Source organism: Blautia sp. AM28-27, assembly GCF_003480905.1.
GTDB lineage: Bacteria > Bacillota > Clostridia > Lachnospirales > Lachnospiraceae > Fusicatenibacter > Fusicatenibacter saccharivorans.
Genome location: NZ_QUJK01000004.1, coordinates 213,762 through 238,127, shown reverse-complemented (window position 1 = coordinate 238,127; position 24,366 = coordinate 213,762). Strand labels below are relative to the sequence as shown.

Sequence of the window (24,366 nt, the reverse complement as noted above, 5' to 3'; positions counted from 1 at the left end):
AACAGTTCAAAACGCCGGAACGATTTATGCAGATCAATGGCAATATTGTTGTTCTCCCTGTCCCGGCAGAGAAGCAAGACCTCACTTATCTGCCAGACCGTTTTGAAACTGGCGAACGTGTGCAGACACCGAGGGGAAGCTTTCAGGTGACGGCTATGAGCCGGGAGCAGATGGAGGCGGCCGGTTACGGTGTCCACCATATTTCCGATGATGGAAAGTATCTTATCATGGGAAACGGCACACGGGCCTTTGCCGTGGCAGCGGAACAGCCGGAAAAGGACAATCCTCTCCGCACCGCTGAAATGACGCTGGAGGATGACTACGGCATGATAGACGGTGTTATCAACAACGGCAGACGCGGCGAGGAATTGGAAAAAGCTCAGGAGTACACAGAACGGACAACGCCGGAGAAGCCTTCCATCCGCGAGCGGTTGGAGGATGCCAAACGGGAATGTGCCGAGCATAAGCCCCAGGAGGTCAAAAAGCCCGGCCGTGATGTGCCGGAGCACGACTGCCTATGAGCCGAAGCAAGAAGTGGAGGTTGGAATGGGCGTTCTTCCTGGGTGAGAACGGCAGGCGGCAGTATAACCATATCTGTAAAAAATGTGTTCACGGCTGCAAGCAGAGTTTCCGGGCGTGTCTGGTCGCTTGTCCGCATTACAATTCCAAACGGTCTAAAATATGTGAAGATAAGGGGGCGAAAAACGCAGAATAATTCCCTGTATTCGTATTTTCAATGGGAGCCTTTATGATTTCTCATGTGTCGGTCTGCTTGCTGGCACATAGAGAAAATGGCTCGATTCCAAACACTTTCTGATACACAAAACGGGAGTACAGCTTTTCGGTTCATCCGATTGGCTGTACTCCCGCTTTTTCTTTTTGCTATCATCAAATTACTTTAACACGGTTCTGTTGTTTGAACAGGGGTACAAATTGTACCTCCGTTGAAAAGGAATTTCCATAGTATTTTCTCATTAGGATTGGATAGGAAAGGATGGATAGCCGCCGCAGTAGGCGTTGTGGGAATGTGCGTAAACTGTCAGAATTGCGAGGCTGTGGGAAAGCTGTTTGCAGGCCTGTGGGAAAAGGCTTGTCTTTTTCCATCAGGTTGTGAATGGTTTTTCCATCGGCACGAGCGGCAGTTTTCCATATTTCCATGACGCAAGAAAATCATCCAACAATCAGCCGGTACACCGTCAGCGGCACATACCACACCGCCACGATCAGCCGCCATGCCAGGACGAAACCACCAATCACGCCGCCGATAATAAAGTTCAATGCAAACAAGGCGATTCCTCCACCCAGGGAGCCGCCGCCCGGCACGATCCAGAGGCACATCCGATGGAGGCCAAACGGCAGCCCGCAGAGTATCCAGAGCCATACATAGTCAACCTCTCCGTTCTTCACGCAGGCAGATTTGAAGATACAATACAGGATCAGTGCCACGGTCACGGGCAATACGCTTTTGAAGAAAAATGCTTTGATTGCTTCGCTTCTTGTCATCGGTAAAACCTCCTTCCGCAGTTCCATTATACAGGATGCCGGGAGCTGCGCCCAGCGTCTTTCAATGAAATTTATTCCAGTTCATGCCGCCGCTGTTGTTCCTGTTCCTTTGCAACGGTCAGCAGCGCATCCACATTTTGCTTGACGGTCTCGTATTCCTGGGCTTCGGCTCTTGCGGCTTTATATTCAGCAAGGAGCCGTTCCTTTTCTGCGTTGAGATTAGCAAGCTCCGTTTTCATGCTTTCCGTTGTCGGCAGCGGCACAGTCCCCAGCCGTTTTAATTCTCTGGCGGCCGCTTCAAAAAGGATGATCTCGCTCTCATGCCCCCGCAGAAACTTTTCTTTATCATTCGATTTACGGTATCTTTCATAAAGCGGCTTTAGCTGACGGTAAGTTCCGGCATGCTTCATCACAAGGGCAAGTTCGGCACTTCTGCTTTCTATCCGCTTGATCTCTGCATGAGCGGTATCCCTGCGTGCGGATACTGCGGTCAATTTGCTTTCCAGTTCTCCATAACTGCTTATCCCATGTTCCGTCAGGAAATTCATGGTCTTGGCGGCCTGTTTCAGATTGTTCAGCTTCGCCCAATGGGTGAAGCCTGCACTCTGCTGTGCCTTGATGTTGTTCTGGATATCAATGAGCAGGCTGATCTTTCCGTTCCGCTGTTTCGGCTGGCGGGAAGGTCTGGAACGTCCGGCAATCCGGGCGGCAAGGGCTTCTTCGGTGTAGTCCACACCCAGGGTTTTCAGACGGGTGAATCGTTCCTGATCCGGCGCTCTGGCGGAGATATATTTGCCCCGCTTGATCTCATAGCCTTCTCTCTGCAGGCGACGAAGCAGTTCTTCTAAATCGGAACAGGCTGGCAGAAGCCGGTCAATGGCAGCTTTCAACTTTGCCTTATAGCTGGTGCCGTTCTGTGCAGCCTGATGTTCAATATAGCTCTTGCCCTTGTCCTGTCCTGGGATGATGACAGACAGACCGTGTTCCTTGCAAAGCCGGTCCGAAGTGCGGCGGATATAGTGATAACTCCGCTTGTTGGAATGATAGTGCTTGTGATCCGCAAAGCTGACCGTATTGAAAATCAGGTGGTTATGAACATGATCTTTGTCTATGTGGGTGGTAAGGACAAATTCATACTTGCCGCCCAGGATTTCTTTTGCAAGTTCCATGCCTATTTCATGGGCCCGCTCCGGCGTGACCTCCCCAGGCTGAAAGGCTTGGATCAGGTGGCGGCCCAGGTTCGTTCCCTTGTCGATGGCATGGCGGCGGGTCCAGGAAAATTCGATATCCGCAGTTTCGGCGGCACAGCCATAGGAAGAAACAAGCAGCTTTCCGTCCGTCTTTTCCGGGTTGCAGATATAGTCAATGGCTGCTTTCAGCGTTGATTTGATAGGATGTGTCTTTGTAACTGCCATATCTCGTCCAGCCTTTCCCGTATCTCGTCCATGTCGGCCTGATACGCAGGACCTCCGGCGTTGATCCGCTTGGCTATCTGGTTGATGTTCCGGCCGATGGCAGAAAGCTCTTTGGTAAATGCCTTGATATCTGCGGTGTCCGTATAGATGATATATCCGTCAATCGCCATCTTTCGGAGGTATGCACCATATCTGCGTGTGGGGAGCTGGCTCATTTTCTCGTCTATGAGCCGTTTTTCATCCTCCGTAACATAGAATTTCATTTGGATATTCCGTTTTCGATTTGCCATGCGCCGCCTCCGTTCTTTATAAGGGTTTGGGACTATCCCAACAAGCAATTTTGAATTTTCGGGCAAGGGACCTGAAAATCTCAAAATTCGCAAGCGGGTACTCGCTTGCTGTGCTTGCTACCGTATCTTATCCCTACTTATAAAGCGTTGCGGAAGCCCCAAAATGCCCACAAAATAAGAAAAACAGAGGATGTTCAGACACCCTCCGTTTCTTCATTCGGCTTTTCAATTTTTAAGGCCCCGTCAATGGCACCTTCCACGATAGGCAAATACTGTTCCGGGCAGAGTTTTAACTTCTGTCCGACCCGCTGGCGCAGCTCGCTTTCCTCTCGCATGACCTCTGGATTGAAATATCTCTCCATCGGCAGGCCGCAGATTTTTACAAGCTGAATGATGACCGGCAGGCTTGGGATCGTGCCCTCGTTTTCGATGTTGGCAAGATACCTGGTATCAATGTTCACCTTTTCGGCTAAATCTTTTCGTGCAAGGTTCTTCGCCTTCCGTGCTTCTTTTACATCTGCACCGAAGGTTTCAAAGCCAGGGCAGTCTTCAACTTTTGCCATTCAACATCACCCACATACATTCTATATTTCATAGTCTGCACATGGAATGATGTGATATCCATTCTTCATACACTTTATATTTCATATCTCGGTATTGCTATCATTCGGCTAACCGTATATAATAATGACAAAGGATTTTTTACGGGAGGATAGCAAAATGCTTGAATATATCTCTGCCCCAGAAGCGGCAAAAAAGTGGGGCATTTCCGAACGACGGGTTCAAAAGTTGTGCGAAGAAAACCGAATACCGGGTGTTGCAAAATTCAGCCGTATGTGGTTGATACCAAAGGACGCTGAAAAGCCTGTTGATGGAAGAACGAAAAAGTTGAGAAATTTTTGAGATTTTCATGCGATACTATATGCTTGCAAAAGGAGGCGTTGATTTGTGAACGAAAAGCTACTCATCGTTGATGATGAAAAAGGCATCGTTGATGTTCTGAAAAGCTATTTTGAAATGCAGAGCTTTGTGGTCTATACGGCGTATGATGGCGAAACAGCATTGAAACAGGCGGCTTGCCATCCTGATCTTGTGCTGCTGGACATCAATATGCCCGGCATGGACGGACTTATCGTATGCGAGAAAATCCGCAGCCACATTTCTTGTCCCATCTTATTTTTGACGGCCAGAATAGAAACCGCCGATAAGATCAAAGGGTTTCAGGTTGGAGCGGATGACTATATCATAAAGCCGTTTGACATTGATGAATTAGGCGCAAGGGTCGCTGCACACTTGCGGCGGGAAAACAGAAAGCAGGGGCAATCCGAACTCCGCTTTTTCTCTGAAATGGTGATCGACTACTCTAAACGAGAGGTATCTATCAACGGAACGCCTGTCAACTTATCAAAAAAGGAATTTGACATTGTGGAGCTGCTTTCACTGAACGCTGGGCAGGTATTTGACCGGGAACGGATTTATGAAGCTGTGTGGGGACTTGATGGCGAAGGCAACAGTGATACCATTATGGAGCATATCCGAAAAATTCGAAGCAAGTTTACTGCCTTGTCGCATCACAGTTATATCGAAACAGTTTGGGGGGTGGGTTACAAATGGAATGGATAAAAAATATGAGCCTGAAAAAGTCCTTGTTCACGCTGACGCTCATCAACCTATTGCTGGCATTAAGCCTTTCGGCTGTTGTTTTTGTGGGCTGCACAAAATTGAGTGCAGTATTCGCCCCATCTGGCGTGCAAATTATCGTTGGAGCAGATTCCACAATAAAGACAGAGTTTCCGGAACCGGTAGTAGGAGCAACCGCAGTTAGAAATGCGTTGGCCATTTTTCAGTTCGTTTTGCCGATGCTATTCTTCATTGTCGCTTTGATATTAACTGCATCTCTGTTCTATCGCTGTAAGCTGAAAGAGCCACTTGCTATTCTTATGGATGGAGCAAACCGCATGATGGAGAATGATTTGGACTTTACCATTCCATCCGTGTCTGGGGACGAGCTGGGACAGCTCTGTGTTGCATTTGAAACCATGCGGCAATCGCTATTGAACAGCAACCGCGAGCTGTGGCGGCAAACTGAGGAACGGAAACGGCTGAACGCCGCGTTCTCCCACGATCTCCGAAACCCGATAACGGTCTTAAAAGGCTCGGCAAAAATGGCAAAACAGTGTGCAGATAGCGGCAATACGCCGCAGCTCATGGATAATCTTGAGCGCATGGAAGCCTATACAGGGCGCATCGAACGCTATGTAGAAACTATGAGCAAGGTTCAACGGTTGGAGCAGGTGCAGCCGGAAAAAGTGACTTTTGACACCGCTGCGCTGAGTGCCGATTTGGAAAGAGCCCTTGGCTTTTCCGCAGCCGATCATGGAAAGCAGCTTTACTTTCACGGTCTATCCGCAGGCAGCACTGTCACACTGGATAAAGGGATGTTGTTTCAAGTTGCTGAGAACCTTACAACAAATGCTCTCCGATTTGCAAAAGAGAATGTTTCGGTAGAACTCTCCATAGAGGGCGAAAATCTGAAACTGGAAATTGCGGATGATGGCGACGGATTTCCGGCGGAGTTTTTGAAAAACGGCATCCAGCCGTTCCGCAAAGGTACGGAAGAAGCGGAGCATTTGGGCATGGGACTTTATATCTGCGATCTTCTTTGCCGCAAACACGGCGGTACGTTGAAAATCGCAAATACCGATATCGGGGCTGTTGCCTCCGCTATTTTGAAAATCTCATAACTCTTGAGCGTTTTTTGAGATTTGCCTTTTATACTCTCCTTATCAAACCGATAAGGAGAGTTTTTTCATGGATATTCAAGTAAACGATGTTTCCAAAATCTACGGTACAGGCGAGAACAAAGTCGTTGCGCTGTGCCATGCAAATATGACAATCCACTCCGGTGACTTCATCTCCATTATGGGGCCGTCAGGCAGTGGCAAAAGTACGCTGCTTCACATCATCAGCGGATTGGATACGCCAACTTCCGGCAAGGTGTTGTATGGCGATACTGACATCCATCACGGCAGTGACAAGGAGTTATCGGCGTTCCGCCGCCAAAAGATCGGCTTCATCTTCCAGCAATTCAATCTGCTCCCGGTGCTGACAGCGCAGGAGAATATCATCATGCCGCTGCTTCTCGACAAGCGCCAGCCGGACAATGCCTATTTACAGGAGATCGCAGCCTTTTTAGGGATCGACAGCCGTTTGAACCATCTGCCCCATGAACTGTCCGGCGGGCAGCAGCAGCGCGTGGCAATCGCCCGCGCTCTGATTACAAAACCAGACATCATCTTTGCTGATGAACCTACGGGAAACCTTGACAGCAAAAGCGGCGGCGAGGTCATGAAAATGCTCTGCGATCTTCGGGCGAAAATGAAAAAGACACTTATTGTCATTACTCACGACCCTCATATTGCAGAAATGGCAGAGCGTCGTTTTACCATCATTGACGGAGTGCTTTCGGAGGTGACAGTAAGATGAAATCCTATTTAGCTCTTACATGGAAAGAACTAAAAACGCAAAAAATTACAGCGACTTTAATCCTGATTGCAGTTATCATGTCAACGATCATAACAACCGTTGTTGGTCAGTCCATTGGAATTTTGCAGTCTATGAGAATAGAGCAGGCTGCGAGCCTAAACGGAAACCGATATGTAACATTTCATCAACTCAGCAGGGAACAAGCACAGAAACTCCACGAGGATGATCGAGTATATGATGTAGGAGATACCGTCTTTGTAGGCAGCACAACCCTTGGTAATAGCAGCCTGAACTTGTATCTCAGAGAGTATCATGACAACGCTTTGGCGATGTACCCAGCAATCAGCAAGATAAAAGAGGGGCATTTGCCGGAGAAAGCAAGTGAAATTGCATTATCAGAGGATAGCTTGAGGTATCTTGGATTAGATGCTGCGGTTGGAGATACCGTTTCTTTGGATGTGCGCGTATCTGTTATGGATGGTTCACTTCCTGAATTTGAATATTGCGGAAAATTCATATTAACGGGTATTCTTGAAAGCAGCTATATCGGCTATTCAACAGGTACAGTTGAAGGAATTGTAGGAAACGGAACCGCAGAAAAACTATTACCAGAAAAATATCTGCTTTATTCTACTGACTTTAAGACCCATGACAAGAAAAACTTTCAGAGCATCGTTTATGATCTTGCGAAGAACTTGGATGTAGAGGATCGGTATATCCAATATAACTGGATTCTTCTTGATGCTGTCGGTATTTCTTATGATGAGACATCCAACAGTGATGCTGGTGCAGGTTTTTCCTTTATGACGGTGGCGTGTGTTTTGGTAGGCTTGTTGGTTTTGTTTGCAGCCGGACTGGTAATTTATAATATTCTAAAAATTTCCATTACAAAACGAATTAAAGAATATGGAACACTTCGTGCAATCGGCGGAGAGCGTGGACAAATCTATCGTCTTGTTTCCTTGCAGCTCCTGATCCTTTGCGGAATCGGTATTCCGATTGGGCTGGTACTTGGCACATTAGCAGCAAAGGCTACGCTAATTGCTGCTACGGGTGCTCTCAATCCTGATATATTCATGGCAAATAGTGTTTCCGAATTAAACGAAGCAATCAGCGCTGCCAGTACGGTAAAATTCCCCATGCTCCTTGCAAGTATTGCGGTCACACTTTTATTTGCGCTAATGGCTGCCTTTCCAGCTGCTCGGTACGCATCGCGTGTATCCCCGACAGTTGCTATGTCTGGCCAGTCTGTTAAGATCAAACGCCGCAGGAAAAGAAATCACAAAATCTACAATTTTGAAGCCTACTATGCAAGACTCAATTTGAAACGCGGGCGTGGCAGGACGCTTCTTACAATACTGTCTCTTGTTATGAGCATTACCGTCTTTGTTGCTCTGCAGAGCTTTACTGGGCTGCTTGATGCCAGCAGTTCGATTCAGGATATGTATTTCAGCGATTATGCTGTTACAAATGAAACATCAGGTATTCCGGCAGAAGCTATAAGCACATTGGAGGCAAACGACACTGTAAAAGACATTTCCACTGTCAGGCTTTCTGTATTTACGCCGGGTGCTGGTGACGAACTTCCCTTTGAAACAGATTTGTCCGTGCAGAGCCACGAAACTTTTCAGCTTGTCAATATTGACGATGGGCTATTAGAAATCTACGCTCCCAATCTTTCTGATCAGGATAAGCAGGCGCTAAATAATGGAACAGGCTGCCTTGTCAAAAATCCTATTCCCTTTTCTTACGGGGATATGCCTGTGGAGCATACGGAGCTTTCTATTGGTGATACGATCCAGTTGGGCAGCAGGGCGCTTCGTGTGATAGGGATAATTGATACTCCTATTACAATCAACAATGAAGGTTTCACCAACGGTGTGCAACTTATCGTGAACGAAGAAATATATTGCTCGCTGATGCAGGATGATACCTATTCTGAAATCTATTTGACATTGCAGGATGGCGTAGATACGAATTCTTTTGAAAGTATATTGGATGATTGGTGCAGCAAATATCCGGGTGCTCACTGGCTTTCTTACCTTGAAAGCAGCAATGAAATGGCAGAGAGTTTTGAACAAATCAAAATGCTTTGCTGGGTACTGATTATCTTTATTGGCATCATTGGCATATTGAATATCATAAACACCGTTTACAGCAACATCCATACACGTGTCAATGAAATTGGTATGCAGCGGGCTATTGGCATGAGTGCCGCAAGCCTTTATAAAACATTCTTGTGGGAAGGTGCCTATTACGCTATCTTTGCCTCTGTGATTGGCGCAGTGCTGGGCTATGTCTGCTGTATCTTTGTCGGGGCTGCAAAGACGGATGCCTTACAACTGGTTGCCGTTCCCGTTATTGCGATTATAGAGGCTGCTGTGGTTTCTGTTGCTGCCTGTCTGCTGGCAACGGCGATCCCGCTGCACTCTATTGCAAAAATGAACATTGTTGAAACAATTGAGAATATCGAATAACACCTGAGCAAAAGCCGTCCGGCTTTGCAAAGATGACGGCGGCTTGAAAATATTGCATTTCAGGCCGCCGTTTTCCTTTTGAAAAAATGGATTTACGGAGGGTGTGATAAAGTCGCCCTTTTTTAAGGATACGGCGGTGTCCGAGGAGGTATCGCCGTGTCATTTTTGCCTTTTTGCAGTGCCCATGATCTGCACCAGCTAAAAAAAGCGTAGCCCCTCCGTCGGAGTCGTCCGGCTTTGGATATGAACTATACCATGCAAGTAATCTTCTTTATAAAACATTTCTGCGTCCAGCAGGTCCGTTGCGACTTGCTGGGCGCTTTTTGCTGTTTTCCGAGGACAAGCCCGCCTCGAAAAAAATTTTTGATAAATTTTCAAAAAGGAGGCTTTTAGCGGGTAGCGAGCGGCTTTGCGTTCGCCTTGTTAGCGGAAAGGGAGAAACCCACCTCATTCCCCCAGGAAAGGGGGTGAAAAGATGGATATGATCCCCCGCAATGACTATGGCGAGCGGTGCCAGTTCGATGCTTACTGCAAGCTGGTACTGTACCATGAGGCAATCGACTACCTCCGGGAAATGCAGAGGCGCCGTGACAGGGAACTGTCATTCAGCGACCTTCCGCAAATGGAGATAGACAAGCTCTGCGTTGTAGATCATTACCCCAGTGACAGATTTACATTCTCGTCCCACGGGTATGACCTACATATTGAAAACGAGCTTGTGGCTGATGCCTTCGCCGGTTTGTCTGTTCAGGAGCAGAGTATTTTGGTTCTGCATTTTGTTTTGGACCTGCCGGATCAGGAGGTTGGCCGCCTTGTGGGAATGTCCCGCAGCGCCGTGCAGCGGCGACGGGCAAAATCACTCAATGAGCTGCGGATCAAATTGGCTGCACTCATGCCGAAGGGAGGTTAAAGAAACGATGAAGCCTACATACAAGAGCAAGGAGCTTCTTCCTCTTTCGGTGATCGACGCCGCCCGTGATGGGGATTCCCAGGCTGTGGATCAGGTGCTTCGGTACTATGAGGGCTATATCAACAAGCTCTGCACCCGGACACTTTACGATCCTGACGGCCAGCCCCATGTTCGGGTGGACGAATACATGAAGCGCCGATTGGAGATCAAGCTCATTCATTCCATTGTCAGCATGAGTTGACAAGCCCGGTCTGAAAGCGAAAACAGCTTACCCTTTCCCTGTTTCCTCTCTTTCGTGGCCGGAGGCAGCACCTTGACAAAGAAAGCCCGTTGGGAGGCCAACGCCGCAGTATAAGGCAAACGGATACATTCCTGTTTGTGCCGAGCCATACGGCCGGTGCGCCATGACCTCGTTTCAAGTCCGCAGGACGGGACCACTGTAACGGGCGAGCGAACAGCGCCAGACCGCAAAGCAAGCGTGGCAGCTTGTGGGCGATGACACACGGGCAGGGTTAAAGATACTCGCGCATTGAACGCCCACAAAGCATTGTGCGCCGCACCCATCAGCATGGGCCGGGGTGAAACTCCCGTGGAGCTGTGCCAACAGCCGTCCGTAAGCCTACTTTTCTTTTTTGAAAGTTTATGGATAGATCGTAAACTTTTCAATTAGCAGCAGACAAACACGGAGCAGCACGGTAAAATGATGGTGGAAGTTATATTACCCACACATATTCGTGCTGTTCCTTTTCATAACTGAAAGGGGGTTCTCATGTCTCAAACATGGAACGGCACGAAGAAAGAAACCCCTGAAAGAAGGACATATACGGTTGACGATATTGCTCAAATCCTGGGCATTGGAAGAACTTCCGCATATATCCTTGTAAAAGAAGGGCACTTCAAAATCGTGCGAATTGGTAACGCCATACGCATTTCCAAGCGGTCATTTGACGAGTGGCTTGACTCCCTCGACCTGTGATCCAAGAAAGGAAGAACGATATGGCATCTATAATCAAGCGAAAGAAAAACTATTCCGTTGTTTACAACTATGTGGACGAAAACGGAGAAACCAAACAGAAGTGGGAAACCTGGCATACCCACAAAGAGGCCTTGAAGCGCAAGGCGGAAATCGAAAATCAGCAGCACACGGGAACTTTTCTCCCACCAAGCAATCAGACGATCACCGAATTCCTTTATGACTTCGTATCTCTTTACGGAGAAAAGAAATGGGGCGTGTCTATGTATGACAGCCAAACGGCGCTGATTGCGAACTATATCAATCCGATCATCGGTGATATGGAGGTACAGGCGGTTACTCCCCGTGCGGTTGACGGTTATATCCAGACCTTGCAGAAAACCAAGTCGGTGTCTACCAAGACCCGAAAGGCTGTTACCACCTATGTCAGCGACAAGACCATTGAAAAGATCATCAAGCTCCTGCGGTGTGCGTTTAAGCAGGCGGTACGATGGGAAATCATTGCAAGAAATCCCTTTGACAATGTGATCCTCCCGAAAACGGAGTATGCGAAACGAGATATCTGGACGGCGGATATGATCCGCCTTGCCCTGGACAAATGCACGGACAGCAAGCTCTATGTGGCAATGAACCTTTCCTTTGCCTGCTCTCTGCGTATGGGTGAAATCCTGGGGCTGACCTGGGAAAACGTCCATATTTCCGATGAAGATATTGCGGCGGATAATGCCTATGTCTACATCGACAAGGAGCTGACACGGGCTTCCAAACGGGCGATTGAAACGCTGGGTGAGAAGGATATCTATTACATCTTCACTCCGCTCATGCCGAACACCAGCACAAGAATTATCCTGAAAAAGCCGAAAACCGATTCCAGTATCCGTAAGGTGTGGCTGCCGAAAACGCTGGCTTACATCCTGCGGGAATGGAAGAAGTCCCAAGACGAGTTGAAAGGCTTCCTGGGCGACGAGTATCAGGACTTCGATCTGGTGGTGGCACTTCCCAATGGACGGCCCTGCGAGGATCGGATCATCCTCAAAGAGTTTGCAAAGCTCCGTGAGGACGCAGGGCTGCCGAAGGTGGTCTTTCATTCTCTCCGTCATTCCAGTACCACCTACAAGCTGAAACTGAACCACGGTGATCTGAAAGCTACCCAGGGCGATACAGGCCATGCCGAGATCGACATGATAACCAGTATCTATGCTCACATTCTGGACGAGGATAGAAAGGTCAATGCTCAGAAATTCGAGACAGCTTTCTATGCCAAGCCTGATCTTCGCAATGTCCGTCCGCCGGAGGAACCGGCAAAATCGGAGCCTGCGACCCTGGACCTTGAAAGCCTTGTGGAGCAGCTTCAAAAGTCGCCGGAGCTGGCAAGTGCGCTCGCAGCCCTGATAGCGGCGCAAGCCCCGGCAAAGTGATCCGAAAAATCGAATTAGCAAAACGCAGAATTTTCTTAGCAAATTTCTGAAAAGCGTTCGAGTCCAATTAGCAAATATACATCATGCGGCGTATAAAAATCTCCCGGTAACGGAAGTGAAATTACCTGGAGAAGGAGGAACAAAAAAACGCTGCAAACCCCGAAAAAAGGCTTGCAGCGGTGCTTTCTGGCGTCCCAGAGAGGATTTGAACCTCCGACCCCACGCTTAGGAGGCGTGTGCTCTATCCAGCTGAGCTACTGAGACATTTTTAAGATTTATGCAATTTTCATTGCTCGAAGGAATCGAACAATCTGCCGCTTAGGAGGCGAGTGCTCTATCCAGCTGAGCTATGACGACACATGCCGCAAACCCTTGATTTTACTGGGTTTCTGGGATTTTTCCCTTCGGCCATATATAAGATTATCAACTCTTTTTCGAGTTGTCAATCTACAGATTTTTTTGATTTGGTAACATTAGAACGTTCCCCAATTTTGGGAATGCTTTGTTGTCACCATTAGCATTTTTCAGAATAGATTCGAACTGAAAGTTGTTTTTCATTTTTTCCCTTTGGGGAATGCCTCGGCTTTCTCTTAGGAGGCGAGTGCTCTATCCAGCTGAGCTATGACGACACATGCCGCAAACCCTTGATTTTACTGGGTTTCTGGGATTTTTCCCTTCGGCCATATATAAGATTATCAACTCTTTTTCGAGTTGTCAATCTACAGATTTTTTTGATTTGGTAACATTAGAACGTTCCCCAATTTTGGGAATGCTTTGTTGTCACCATTAGCATTTTTCAGAATAGATTCGAACTGAAAGTTGTTTTTCATTTTTTCCCTTTGGGGAATGCCTCGGCTTTCTCTTAGGAGGCGAGTGCTCTATCCAGCTGAGCTATGACGACACATGCCGCAAACCCTTGATTTTACTGGGTTTCTGGGATTTTTCCCTTCGGCCATATATAAGATTATCAACTCTTTTTCGAGTTGTCAATCTACAGATTTTTTTTGATTTGGTAACATTAGAACGTTCCCCAATTTGGGGAATGCCTCGGCTTTCTCTTAGGAGGCGAGTGCTCTATCCAGCTGAGCTATGACGACACATGCCGCAAACCCTTGATTTTACTGGGTTTCTGGGATTTTTCCCTTCGGCCATATATAAGATTATCAACTCTTTTTCGAGTTGTCAATCTACAGATTTTTTTTGATTTGGTAACATTAGAACGTTCCCCAATTTGGGGAATGCCTCGGCTTTCTCTTAGGAGGCGGACGCTATATCCTACTGAGCTACAGAAACAAGAATTATAAATGTTTCAGCCGGGTCAGCAACAAAAATATTATACTATATTTTTGCTGCTTTTTCAAGACGAAACACATACTTGCGATTCCGCAGTTTACTTCAGGAATTTTCCATTGTGAGTACCTGATAAATTCTCTTATAGGCTTTTTCATAGGTCCAGCAGCAGCCTTCGACAGCTATCACATGCAGGACGAAAACGGACTGTGGAGCGGATATGGATATGAGATGATGCAGGGCATTGCCAAATATATGCAGTGTACGTTTTCCTACGTCGGATACGATAAGACGGCGAAGGAATGTGAGGAGATGCTGCAAAATGGAGAAGCAGACATTTATACGGCTGCCAAAAAGATACCGGAGCGCGAGGAGGAGTTTGCATTTTCCCGCCATCCGGCGATCACCGCATTTACGAGCATGAACGTGGAGACACCGAACTGGCGGTCTGATCTGTACAATAAATATTACGGTTCCGTGGAAGTGAATACTGATTACACGGCAGAGGAAAAAGCGCTTCTTTCCCAGCTGAAAGAGAGCGGCGCCGTGATCCGCGGCGTGATGAATCCGGACGGAAATCAATACTCGTGGTATGAAAACGGGGAGGCAAAAGGAATTGCGGCGGCGCGGTGCGTCGGGAAAACTGCAGAGAATAGTGGTAATCGACGATGGTGTGACGGTCAAAGAAATCCTGAACAATGAATGGCCGAATGCAGAAATTGTGTCGGTGAAAGATACGGACGAATGTGTGCAGAGACTGGTCAATGAGAATGTGGACGGTGCACTGCTGATGACCTACACAGCGCAGAAGCTGGCAAGAGATGATACGCAGAACCGCCTCCGCGTGGAAGTTGTGCCAGGTGCATCGATGTCCCTGCGGATGGGCGTACTCTCAGAGGTTGACCGGAGTTTCTACGGTCTGTGGGAAAAAACGCTTTACAACGTATCACGAAAGAGCAGAGCGGAAATTGTGCAGAGCTATGTGGAAGATGTGGGGACACCGACCATCATGGCGTATCTGTTTGACCACCCGCTGTATCTGGTGGCACTGATTGCAGGTGTGCTGCTGTTCTGCTTGCGGAGGATAATGCACTGAATGCAGAGGTTGCGACGGAGCTGCTCGGAAGCCTCGGCCTTGTCGTGGACTGGGCGGAGAATGGTTCCGAGGCCGTGGATCAGTTTGAAGCGTCGGATCCGGGAAGCTATTTTGCGATCTTCATGGATATGCAGATGCCGGTGATGGAGGGCATCGAGGCGACGAAAAAATTCGAAACAGTGTGCGTGAGGACAATGATGTTCCGATTTTTGCGATGACAGCAAATACCTTTGCAACGGATCGCAAGCGGTGCGCGGACGCGGGCATATTCTGAAACCGGTGAACTTAAAAGAAATTCAGACGACGCTGGACGAGAAAGTGCGGACGGCATGCGCCGGATAACGGGACGGATTAATAACAGAAAAATTTGGAGAAGGGGCTCTACTGCTTTGGATTGCAGTGGAGCCTTTTTATAGTGTATCATAGGAAGTAAAAGAAAACAGGGGAGAATCACGGAATGGAAATTGCAGAAAATATCACATGGACCGAGGAACTGGAAAGGCTGGATGTGCTTCTTTCGCAGGGGCAGTTCGAGCTGCTGCTTCCGGGTGAGCGGTACGGGGGAGGAGAAAAGGAGATCTGGCTTGTCTATCTGATGAACGATGCGGCAGAGAGCTTTCTCGTTTTTCATGACGCGGAGCTGACGGGAACGTATCAGAAGGAATACGAGGGAGAAATAGATGCTGCACTGGAAAAAGACGGGGAGCAGTACGTTCTGATCGTGCGGCAGGGAGAGACGGTGTGCACGCTGTTTTTCAGCCGCCTTTCATTGGAAGTGCATCTGTTTGATTACGGAAAAACGGGTCATTTCTGGGTGGACGGATACGAGTATCTGCGGCAGATTGAGTTCCGTATTGCGATCCTGCGGGACAAGCTGGAATACCTCGGCGAGGCGTTCTGCACCGAGGAAGAAATGCGTCTGGCATCGCTGGCCAATTTCCCGCCGCTCAATTTCTGCTGCTACCCGGCCGTGCCGGATCAGTATCTCGTACCGTCATGCCCGTGGTGGGAAGCGACGGAAGAGGCAATTACGGAGATGAAAAAACTGGCATCGGAGGCAGGCGATAAAGTGCTGCTGAGGTATCTTGCACTTTATGAAAAATGGCAGGGAAAACTCCTCGCAAAACAGATCGCAAAACTGCTGCATACGAGCCGCCACGCGAAAGTCGTGGATTTACTGGAAAAAAAACTGGCCCGCGAAGCACAGAATTACCCGAAACGACGCTTCACTGGCGAAGAAGGAACCCAGATCCGAAAAATCCAGGAGCAGGCAATGAAACGGAAAAAGATACTGGAAGCCGAAGGAAAACGCGCATCATTGCTGCGCGAGGAGCCATTCTTTTATGCACGGGATTCGGTGGAATATAAGGCCCATCTGATGATCTGGGGAACGAAAGGGAAAGACCGGGTTGTGGAGGTTGAGACGTTTAAAAATTGAAAATGAATTAAAGAAAAGGTACAAAAAGTGAATAAAATAAGATTCATCTGGTGGAAATGGAGTTTTTAAAAACAGTTCATTGCGGCAGATGCGGGCTTGTGATATTCTGAAAAGAAAGAAACATTTGACGAGGATAAGCAGGAGGAATCATTTCATGGGACATTTTTATTTTGTGCGTCACGGGCAGACGATCTGGAATGTGGAGAATAAGATCTGTGGGGCGACGGATATTGCATTGACGGAATTTGGGCATCAGCAGGCGGTTGAGACCGGGGAGAAAATCCTGAAAGAGGGGATTCAGGCGGATGAGATTCTGTATTCCCCGCTGGTTCGTGCGGCAGACACCGCGAAACATATTTCCGAGATGACCGGCATCCCGGCGCGGCCGGAGCCGCGGCTGACGGAGCAGAATTTTGGAAAATGGGAGTCCACAGCACGCGATGGAGCGGACTTCAAAAAGGCGAAGGAATGCTTCGCAATGAGCCACGAGGGCGGCGAATCGACTCTGCGGCTGGCGCAGAGAATCTATAATCTGCTGGATGAAATTCGGGAAGAATCCGATGAAAAAACGTATATTCTCGTCGCACACAACGGCATTGCGCGTGTCGTGCAGTCGTATTTTCACGATATGACGAATGAAGAATATGCGGCATTTGGTGTGAAAAACTGTGAGATTGTACGATACGATTTTCCAGAGAAATAAAAAAAGATTACAGAAAACGGCGGGGATATATTCAATCCCCGTTCGTTTTTTTGTCCGATGGAATCAACGAATGCATCTGATAATACTTTTTTGTAAAAGAGATCAGCGTCTGCATATCGCTGCTGATGTATCTGCTTTTCTTCCATATCATGCCGATTTTCACTCGAATTGGTGTCTGCATCGGAATGCCGATGATTTCCGGAAATTTATCAGTCATGCTGGAATACAGAAAACAGGCATAGCGGCCCGTCTTTAAAAACTGCAGTGTCGTGTAAATCTGGCTGCTCCGCATGATGATATTCGGTGTATACCCCTCAAGTTCGAACCGCAGCTTCAGGAGCTGATTCTGCACCGAGTCAGCATTAAAGAAAATTAAGGGCTGTTTTGCCATATCCTGAATGGAAACCACTTCTCTGCCTGCCAGGGGGTGGTTTTTTGCTACACAAAATACGACCTGGTCATCCGCAAGAACGGCATGGTGAAATTTATCAATATTATACTGTTCCATATTGACAAGCGCCAGATCCAGTGTGTCATCCTGCACCAGATTACAGGCACGGACCGAACCATACTCCTCAAGAGATACCGCAATTTCGGGATGCTCTTCTGAAAAAGCGAGAAGAAGCTCGGGAAAAAAGACGGTGCTCAGCATCGGCGGAATACCAATGCGGATCGGCGGGCGCACACGGGAGAGATTGGAATAATCCGCCTGCAGCTCATTGCAGTACTGGAGAATATAATTTGCTTTCTGATAAAATTCCTCCCCTTCACGCGTCAGAATTAACTGATTTCCCTTTCTGGAAAAGAGACTGACGCCGAATTCAATTTCAAGATCACGGATAGCAACCGATACGGTCGGCTGCGTCACGTACAATTCCTCGGCTGCTTTTGTAATACTGTGGCACCGGCTTGCCATACAGAAGTAACGAAGCTGATTTAAAGTCATTTTTCCCCTCCAAATGTTCGTTGAGACAACGTTATATTACCATTAAGATACCATAGAGACGTAAATGTTTCTATATTTTTTTTCGGTTTCCCGCAAAACCAGGTAAAAATGCACAAAAAAAGAGCCCCTGTTTTGCGAATATAAAAATTTTTTATGGGGTCATGTATTCCACCAATTTGTTTTTTAACCAGTACACGCCGTATAATACAAGTAACAAAAGAAACGTGTTCGGCCGATGCTTTTCAAGAAAAAGAAAACTGAAAAAACGAAAGGAGATTTGGGAATGTCTCAAACCACAATCACATTGCTGTTTCTGGTATTTGCGATTGTCAGCTTCATTCTGGAGAAAATTCCGCTGGGTCTGACAGCTTCGATCTGTGCGCTTGGATTGACTCTCACCGGAATTCTGGATGTATCAACGACTTTCTCTCAATACGTAAACAGCAACGTTATCCTCTGCATCGGCATGTTTGTTGTCGGCCAGGCACTTTTCGAGACGGGAATGGCAAACAAAATCGGAGGACTTGTAACCCGCTTTGCCAAAACCGAAAAAACACTGATCATCGCCATTATGGTAATTGCCGGCGTGATGTCCGGATTCTTATCCAACACCGGAACCGCTGCCGTACTGATCCCGGTTGTCTGTGGAATCGCAGATGAGTCCGGTTATTCCAGAAGCCACCTGCTGATGCCGCTTGTATTCGCGGCAGCCCTCGGCGGAAACCTCTCTATCATCGGAGCGCCGGGAAATTTGATGGGCGTCAATGCACTGCAGGAGATGGGAATCAAAACCAGCTTTTTCATGTACGCGCCAATCGGAATTCCGATGCTGCTGATAGGAATCCTCTACTTCGTCTGTTTTGGATATAAACTTCTTACGCAGAATCAGAACGAAGCAGCCCAGAACCTGGAAGAGCAGAAAGATTTCAGCAATGTTCCGAAATGGAAACAGATCATTTCACTTGTTGTTCTGATCGTTGTAATTTTCGCTATGATTTTCGAAGAATTAATTGGAATCAGCATTCAGCTTTCCGCCTGTCTTGGCGCACTCTTTTTGGTGCTGACCGGGGTTCTGACAGAAAAAGAAGCGTTGAATTCCATTGACTTAAAAGTAGTTCTCCTCTTTGGAGGCTCTCTTTCCCTGGCAAAAGCACTGGATGTCACAGGGGCAGGAAGTATGATCGCCGATAAAATCGTCGGTCTGCTCGGATCCAATCCAAATCCGATTCTGCTTCTCCTGGTAATTTTCCTGGTAACCTGTGTACTGACCAACTTTATGTCAAATACAGCCACTACGGCACTTATGATTCCGATCGCTGTTTCTCTTGCAAACAGCCTTGGAGCAGACCCGCGGTCCGTTGTGATTGCAACTGTTATCGCCGGTTCCTGCGCGTATGCAACACCAATTGGTATGCCTGCAAACACGATGGTAGTCGGACTCGGAGGCTATAAATTCAAGGATTATGTAAAATCCGGCCTGCCTCTGATCCTCGTATCCTTTGCAATCTGCATGATACTGCTGCCCATCCTGTTTCCTTTTTATCCATGATAAGCATTCCTTCGCATAAACAGGTATCACACACCACAAGGGGCAGAAAATTCCTGCCCCGCACCACAAAGTTCACTCATGAAAATCATTCATAGGAGGTATATTATGACAAACGAAAATGGAGTAAAAGTTTTAACAGACATGGTAGCTGATTTTGTTGCCCACATCGGCAAAAAGCTGCCGGACGATGTAGTTGCAAAGCTGGAGGAGCTGGGCTCCCAGGAAACAGCAGCGCTTCCGAAAGCACTGTATGAGACGATGACCAAAAACCAGAAACTGGCGGTGGAATTAAACCGTCCGAGCTGCCAGGACACCGGCGTGCTTCAGTTCTGGCTGAAATGCGGAACGAATTTTCCGTACATCAATGAACTGGAAGGCCTGCTGAAAGAGGCTGTTGTACAGGCTACCTTTGCAGCACCGCTCCGCCACAACTCGGTAGAGACTTTTGATGAGTACAATACCAAGAAAAACGTAGGAAAAGGAACCCCGACCGTATGGTGGGATATCGTTCCGAACAGTGACAAATGCGAAATCTACGCTTACATGGCAGGCGGCGGATGTACGCTTCCTGGAAAAGCGATGGTTCTGATGCCAGGTGCAGGATATGAAGGAATCACCGATTTCGTACTGGATCAGATGACAAGCTACGGCTTAAATGCGTGTCCTCCGCTTCTTGTCGGCGTTGGAGTTGGAACATCCATCGAAACCGCAGCATTAAATTCAAAGAAAGCGCTGATGCGCCCGATCGGTTCCCACAATGAAAATGCAAATGCAGCAAAAATGGAGCGTCTGCTGGAAGACGGCATCAATGCCATCGGCCTTGGACCGCAGGGAATGGGCGGAAAATATTCCGTTATGGGTGTAAACATTGAAAACACCGCCCGCCATCCATCCACGATCGGCGTTGCCGTAAATGTGGGATGCTGGTCCCACCGCCGCGGCCATATCGTGGTAAATCCTGATCTGACAGTAACTTGTGATACACATTCCACCTGGAAATTTAATGCATAAACGGAGGTACGAATTATGATCGAAATTAGAGGAGATAAAAAAGTTCTGATTACACCGGTAAGCGCAGAAGACCTGAAAGATATCCACATCGGAGATATTGTTTGGCTGGACGGCGATCTCATGACCTGCCGTGACGTTGCACACCGCAGACTCGTTGAGTACGGAAGAGAGCTTCCATATAATATCAAAGACAAGGCAATTTTCCATGCCGGCCCGATCGTACGGAAAATTGAGGGAACAGAAGATGATTACGAGATGGTTTCTGTCGGACCGACTACTTCCATGCGTATGGAGAAATTCGAGTATGAATTTACAAAACTGACCGGCGTACGTGTCATTGTCGGAAAAGGCGGCATGGGTCCGAATACCGAGCGTGCATGTAAAGAATTCGGTGCCATTCACTGTGTCTTCCCGGCAGGCTGCGCGGTTGTTGCCGCGACTGAGGTGGAAAGAATTGCAGAGCATCACTGGGATGAACTGGGAATGCCGGAGACGTTATGGTGCAATAAAGTAAAAGAGTTCGGTCCGCTGATCGTTTCTATTGATGCAGAAGGACGCAACCTGTTTGAAGAGAACAAAGTTGTTTTCAACGAGCGCAAAGAGGCTGCAAAACAGGCAATTTATCCGGAAGTGAAGTTTATCAAATAATAAGAGTTTTTGACAGGAGCAGCCTATGGGACCACAGGAAATGCTGGACCGGGCGGAGGTGAAAAATAAGTGGCAGCTCACGCCGCTGAAGGATTTCAAATCACCCCGTCTGACGGAACGCATGTGGCGGACAGCGGTGGTTGTTCTGCTGACTTCCCTGATTTATGAATATCTGATTCCTGGCGGCCGCAACCCCTGCTTTGCGCTGATCGGCGCAGTGTACGGGGTTGGGAGCCGGTTTGAAGAGGGATTCCACAATGGAATCAATCGCCTGATCGGAACGTTTGTGGGAGGAATCCTGGTCATTCCATTCTACATGCTGTATCAGAAACAGCCGTTTGGAATTCCGGCTTTTCTGTGGCTGGCGGCAGGGCTCTGCCTGGTATTGTGGTGCAATCTGGCACTGCAGGCGGACTCTGCGATCCAGCCGGGAATCGTGGTCTACTTTGTGGTACTTTACACAGTTGGTGAGGAACGAGTTGTTTTCTATACGCTTGCCCGGATTCTGGATACCGGCATCGGCGTACTGATTTCCCTTCTCTGCTATCTTTTACTGCCATCGAAATATGATAAAGAACAGGGGCTCTCGTTCCGGACCATGTGGAAGGCGACAAAACATGCGTTTCAGTCTTATAAGGATAAAAACCGTCTGTTCCGCGAGGATGAACAGAAAAACTTTGGAATGAAAAACAAAAAATAAGCAGGATGCAAAAAAAAGAGATGATCTGCTCTGTGCCGGCAGATCACCTCTTTTTTGTATGGCGTTTATGATATTTTATAATATTTCGATGTATGCTGGCGGTAAAGCAGCAGCAGTCCGCGGATGCAGAGCTCGATAGCCATGGCGATCCACATGCCGCGCAGGCCGAGCGGGGTGATGAGAAGTACCGCGAGACCGAGGCGGATGACCCAGATGCTGCCAAGGTTCAGAAGGCTTGGCACAAACGTATCGCCTGTTCCGCGGAGGGCTCCGGCGGCAACGATGGAAGCGCCGAAAAACGGCTCGGCGAGCAGTTCGATGCGGAGTACCTCGGCGGCAAACGAGCGAACCTGCGGGTCAGGAGTCAGAATGCTAAAGACGAACGGACAGAAGATCATCATCAGACCTCCGGTGATGGCCATCAGGACTGCGCCCATGGCAATACAGATATTTCCGTAGCGTTTCGCCAGCTTGTAATTTCCGGCGCCGTAGCTTCTGCCGACGAGCGTTGTCGCGGCGGAACCGATGCCGTAGCCTGGCATGTAGCAGAGGCCTTCGGCGGTGACGGCGAACGAATTGGCCGCAATCGCAATGGAGCCGAGCGGGGCAATCAGCATGGTGGCAGCAACCATGGCGCTGTTCATCGCGATTTCCTGTACGGCAACCGGCACACCGATTTTGAATGCAGTTTTCAGAATTTTCGCATCGAAAACCGTTTTTTCCTTCCGGCGGAGACGCAGCCGCGGATTGCGGACACAACAGAACCAGGCACCCGTGAGGCTGATGACGGCGCAGGCCAGCATCGTTCCCATACCGGCACCCATGACACCGAAAACCGGAATCAAAAGAGCATTGAAAATGACATCGAGCACGCACATAACGGCATTTAAAATACTGGGTGTCACCATATCACCGCTGCACTGCAGGAAGGACGACATCAGCGAGTTGAGCTGGGAAAACGGAAGCATGATGGCAAACATCATAAAATAGAGCGTGGCATTCTGTCGGATCTCCTGCGCACCGCCGAGCCACCCCGGCAGCGGATGACTGATCAGAAGCCCGATCAGGCACAAAACAGCCGACACAACAAGCGCGGACGCGATGCCATGCCGCACAACATCCCTTGCCTTCTTGTCATGATTTCCCCCGATCTGATGCGCTACCTGAACAGAAAAACCGGCTGAAACCGCATAAATCGTACCGCTGAGGAGCCACGTCGTCGACGAAACCAGTCCGATCGCCGCCGAAGCATTCGCCCCAAGCGCGCCGACCATCGCGGAATCAATGTATTGCATCGCAATCGTAGTAATCTGTGTAAGAATCGCAGGCAGACTTAATCGCCCGACCTGCTGAATCTGCGGTTTCAGTTCAGTCCAGTTTATTCTATTCATCATTTTCTCCAGAACATGTATTTTATCGTATGGTTTTTCTTAAGAATGTAAAGATAAATGCGTATTTTACGCTAACATGTTTTGAAGAAAGTGTCAATCAAAAACGAGGTTTAATTTGACTTTTTTCTATGCGTATTAGGCATAGGGGCGGAGAGGATTCGAATTTAATTTTCCGGCGGAAGGTTGTTCTTCGCAGCGGGGTTCGCCTGGGTCGTGTTGGTTGCAGTCAGCAGGGAATCTGTCGGGGCGACCGGGCTCATGAGGACGCGGCCGGTTCCGCGGTAGACGTTGACGAGGCCTTCGCCGCTGACGGCGGAGCCGACGAGGGTTTTGGTGGAGCGCTCTACGGTGAAATCAAGGTTGGAGGACCAGCAGACGGCGAGGTTTCCATCGATTTTCAGTTCGTCGTTTTCGAGTTCGACTTCGATCAGCTCGCCCTCAGGTACGTTGCTTTCGAGGGCAACGGCGCCTCTGCCGACGAGGCTCAGATTGAAGAAGCCTTCACCGCCGAGGACAGCGGAGGAAATACTCTTGCGGGCGGTCAGTTTGTTTTTGACTCTGCCGTCGCAGGCGAGGAATATGCCGTCCTCAATCGTCATTCCGGAGGAGCCCCATTTCTCGACATCCACAAGAATGATGTATTTGTAGGTCGGTTCCAGCACGAGATATCCGTCGCCAACGTACTCCGGTTTTACGGCAGATTCCTTTGTCATGGCGCCTTTGATGGCCTTTCCGAACAGGTCGCCGATCCCTTTGATTCCGGCGGTCGCCTGTACATGGCCGCCCATCCACTGCATCGCACCGGACTGGATAATCGCGGAGTGCTCCTTGTCCAGTTCAATGACAACCTGGCGGCGGCGCACATTCATTTTGCTCATGTAATACTCCTCCATGGCAGTCATCGGCGAGACGCTGGAATCCTGGAGATATTCCATGACGTGGAAATTTTCGATGGATTTGGTGAATTTCCGGTTTTCGTTTTCGAGATTTAAAATTTTCATAGGCACGTTCCTTTCTTTCATTAAGAAGAAAAATAGTGATCCGTCTTGTTTCTTTTATTATACAGGAAAGAAAGCAAAGAGCACAGAAAAATTTAGAAAAAAAGGAAATCTGGAAATCATG

General features: G+C 48.3%; 25 protein-coding genes, 1 tRNA gene and 1 pseudogene. 19 read left to right on the top strand and 8 right to left on the bottom strand.

Annotation, left to right across the window (positions count from 1 at the left end):
* Positions 1-68 precede the first annotated feature (68 nt).
* Positions 69-521 (top strand): annotated as a pseudogene (locus DW743_RS19055) (DUF4316 domain-containing protein); the annotation flags it as partial.
* A gap of 649 nt (positions 522-1,170) precedes the next feature.
* Here the strand turns inward: DW743_RS19055 and DW743_RS08950 are convergent.
* The 4 genes from DW743_RS08950 to DW743_RS08935 form a co-directional block, all read right to left on the bottom strand.
* Complete coding sequence (locus DW743_RS08950) at positions 1,171-1,503, bottom strand: DUF6050 family protein (protein WP_113999337.1); 333 nt, start codon at positions 1,501-1,503, stop codon at positions 1,171-1,173.
* A 71-nt stretch (positions 1,504-1,574) separates the two neighbouring features.
* Positions 1,575-2,918 (bottom strand): relaxase/mobilization nuclease domain-containing protein, encoded by a 1,344-nt coding sequence (locus DW743_RS08945; protein WP_117761385.1) that lies wholly within the window; start codon positions 2,916-2,918, stop codon positions 1,575-1,577.
* Positions 2,879-3,208 (bottom strand): MobC family plasmid mobilization relaxosome protein, encoded by a 330-nt coding sequence (locus DW743_RS08940; RefSeq protein WP_016300376.1) that lies wholly within the window; start codon positions 3,206-3,208, stop codon positions 2,879-2,881. Before DW743_RS08940 ends, DW743_RS08945 begins: the two co-directional genes overlap by 40 nt.
* Positions 3,209-3,402: 194 nt before the next feature.
* Positions 3,403-3,771 carry a helix-turn-helix transcriptional regulator gene (locus DW743_RS08935; protein ID WP_117492189.1) on the bottom strand — a complete coding sequence of 123 codons (369 nt, stop codon included), beginning with the start codon at positions 3,769-3,771 and terminating at the stop codon, positions 3,403-3,405.
* 157 nt (positions 3,772-3,928) lie between these two features.
* Between DW743_RS08935 and DW743_RS08930 the strand changes: the two genes are divergently transcribed.
* The 9 genes from DW743_RS08930 (at position 3,929) to DW743_RS08890 (ending at position 12,472) form a co-directional block, all read left to right on the top strand.
* Positions 3,929-4,111, top strand: a complete 183-nt coding sequence (locus tag DW743_RS08930; RefSeq protein WP_117761384.1) for a helix-turn-helix domain-containing protein — start codon at positions 3,929-3,931, stop codon at positions 4,109-4,111.
* Between the two features lie 45 nt (positions 4,112-4,156).
* Positions 4,157-4,831, top strand: coding sequence for a response regulator transcription factor (locus DW743_RS08925; protein WP_117761383.1), 675 nt, complete (start codon positions 4,157-4,159; stop codon positions 4,829-4,831).
* Positions 4,819-5,952 (top strand): HAMP domain-containing sensor histidine kinase, encoded by a 1,134-nt coding sequence (locus DW743_RS08920; protein ID WP_117761382.1) that lies wholly within the window; start codon positions 4,819-4,821, stop codon positions 5,950-5,952. Before DW743_RS08925 ends, DW743_RS08920 begins: the two co-directional genes overlap by 13 nt.
* Before the next feature lie 67 nt (positions 5,953-6,019).
* Complete coding sequence (locus DW743_RS08915) at positions 6,020-6,694, top strand: ABC transporter ATP-binding protein (protein WP_117761381.1); 675 nt, start codon at positions 6,020-6,022, stop codon at positions 6,692-6,694.
* The gene (locus DW743_RS08910; RefSeq protein ID WP_117761380.1) at positions 6,691-9,171 is read left to right on the top strand and encodes an FtsX-like permease family protein; all 2,481 of its coding nucleotides are present in this window, start codon (positions 6,691-6,693) and stop codon (positions 9,169-9,171) included. Before DW743_RS08915 ends, DW743_RS08910 begins: the two co-directional genes overlap by 4 nt.
* Positions 9,172-9,646: 475 nt before the next feature.
* Positions 9,647-10,081, top strand: coding sequence for a sigma-70 family RNA polymerase sigma factor (locus DW743_RS08905; protein WP_117761379.1), 435 nt, complete (start codon positions 9,647-9,649; stop codon positions 10,079-10,081).
* Positions 10,082-10,088: 7 nt separating this feature from the next.
* Positions 10,089-10,322: a helix-turn-helix domain-containing protein gene (locus DW743_RS08900; RefSeq protein WP_117761378.1), complete on the top strand. Its 234-nt coding sequence runs from the start codon at positions 10,089-10,091 to the stop codon at positions 10,320-10,322.
* A 528-nt stretch (positions 10,323-10,850) separates the two neighbouring features.
* Positions 10,851-11,057, top strand: a complete 207-nt coding sequence (locus DW743_RS08895) for a helix-turn-helix domain-containing protein (RefSeq protein WP_005541444.1) — start codon at positions 10,851-10,853, stop codon at positions 11,055-11,057.
* 20 nt (positions 11,058-11,077) lie between these two features.
* Positions 11,078-12,472, top strand: coding sequence for a site-specific integrase (locus tag DW743_RS08890; protein ID WP_172680789.1), 1,395 nt, complete (start codon positions 11,078-11,080; stop codon positions 12,470-12,472).
* Between the two features lie 187 nt (positions 12,473-12,659).
* On the opposite strand, the gene DW743_RS08885 is transcribed toward DW743_RS08890, so the two are convergent.
* Positions 12,660-12,736, bottom strand: a tRNA-Arg gene (locus tag DW743_RS08885).
* A gap of 1,008 nt (positions 12,737-13,744) precedes the next feature.
* Here DW743_RS08885 and DW743_RS08880 point away from each other — a divergent pair.
* The 5 genes from DW743_RS08880 to DW743_RS08860 all read left to right on the top strand — a co-directional run bounded on the left by DW743_RS08880 (position 13,745) and on the right by DW743_RS08860 (position 16,999).
* Entirely contained in the window at positions 13,745-14,464 is a 720-nt protein-coding gene (locus DW743_RS08880) for a transporter substrate-binding domain-containing protein (RefSeq protein WP_117761377.1), read from the top strand.
* Positions 14,418-14,858: a hypothetical protein gene (locus tag DW743_RS08875; protein ID WP_147398267.1), complete on the top strand. Its 441-nt coding sequence runs from the start codon at positions 14,418-14,420 to the stop codon at positions 14,856-14,858. The genes DW743_RS08880 and DW743_RS08875 overlap by 47 nt, the downstream gene beginning before the upstream one ends.
* On the top strand, positions 14,834-15,076 hold the full coding sequence (locus DW743_RS08870) for a response regulator (RefSeq protein WP_226906357.1): 243 nt from the start codon (positions 14,834-14,836) through the stop codon (positions 15,074-15,076). Before DW743_RS08875 ends, DW743_RS08870 begins: the two co-directional genes overlap by 25 nt.
* A 239-nt stretch (positions 15,077-15,315) precedes the next feature.
* Positions 15,316-16,296, top strand: a complete 981-nt coding sequence (locus tag DW743_RS08865) for a DUF3878 family protein (RefSeq protein ID WP_117761375.1) — start codon at positions 15,316-15,318, stop codon at positions 16,294-16,296.
* A gap of 154 nt (positions 16,297-16,450) precedes the next feature.
* The gene (locus tag DW743_RS08860; protein WP_022461431.1) at positions 16,451-16,999 is read left to right on the top strand and encodes a histidine phosphatase family protein; all 549 of its coding nucleotides are present in this window, start codon (positions 16,451-16,453) and stop codon (positions 16,997-16,999) included.
* 31 nt (positions 17,000-17,030) lie between these two features.
* On the opposite strand, the gene DW743_RS08855 is transcribed toward DW743_RS08860, so the two are convergent.
* Positions 17,031-17,945 carry a LysR family transcriptional regulator gene (locus DW743_RS08855; protein WP_117761374.1) on the bottom strand — a complete coding sequence of 305 codons (915 nt, stop codon included), beginning with the start codon at positions 17,943-17,945 and terminating at the stop codon, positions 17,031-17,033.
* Positions 17,946-18,228: 283 nt separating this feature from the next.
* Here DW743_RS08855 and DW743_RS08850 point away from each other — a divergent pair, with 283 nt between their 5' ends.
* From DW743_RS08850 to DW743_RS08835, 4 genes are all read left to right on the top strand, one after another.
* The gene (locus DW743_RS08850; RefSeq protein ID WP_117761398.1) at positions 18,229-19,494 is read left to right on the top strand and encodes an SLC13 family permease; all 1,266 of its coding nucleotides are present in this window, start codon (positions 18,229-18,231) and stop codon (positions 19,492-19,494) included.
* Positions 19,495-19,599: 105 nt separating this feature from the next.
* Positions 19,600-20,505: a L(+)-tartrate dehydratase subunit alpha gene (gene ttdA / locus DW743_RS08845; protein WP_022461434.1), complete on the top strand. Its 906-nt coding sequence runs from the start codon at positions 19,600-19,602 to the stop codon at positions 20,503-20,505.
* Positions 20,506-20,520: 15 nt separating this feature from the next.
* Positions 20,521-21,153: a L(+)-tartrate dehydratase subunit beta gene (gene ttdB / locus DW743_RS08840; RefSeq protein ID WP_022461435.1), complete on the top strand. Its 633-nt coding sequence runs from the start codon at positions 20,521-20,523 to the stop codon at positions 21,151-21,153.
* 25 nt (positions 21,154-21,178) lie between these two features.
* Complete coding sequence (locus DW743_RS08835) at positions 21,179-21,853, top strand: FUSC family protein (protein WP_022461591.1); 675 nt, start codon at positions 21,179-21,181, stop codon at positions 21,851-21,853.
* A gap of 65 nt (positions 21,854-21,918) precedes the next feature.
* Here DW743_RS08835 and DW743_RS08830 read toward each other — a convergent pair whose 3' ends face one another.
* A complete protein-coding gene (locus DW743_RS08830) occupies positions 21,919-23,244 on the bottom strand; it encodes an MATE family efflux transporter (protein WP_226906866.1) in 1,326 nt (441 codons plus the stop codon).
* A 164-nt stretch (positions 23,245-23,408) separates the two neighbouring features.
* Positions 23,409-24,245 carry an AIM24 family protein gene (locus DW743_RS08825; RefSeq protein ID WP_117761372.1) on the bottom strand — a complete coding sequence of 279 codons (837 nt, stop codon included), beginning with the start codon at positions 24,243-24,245 and terminating at the stop codon, positions 23,409-23,411.
* Positions 24,246-24,366 lie beyond the last annotated feature (121 nt).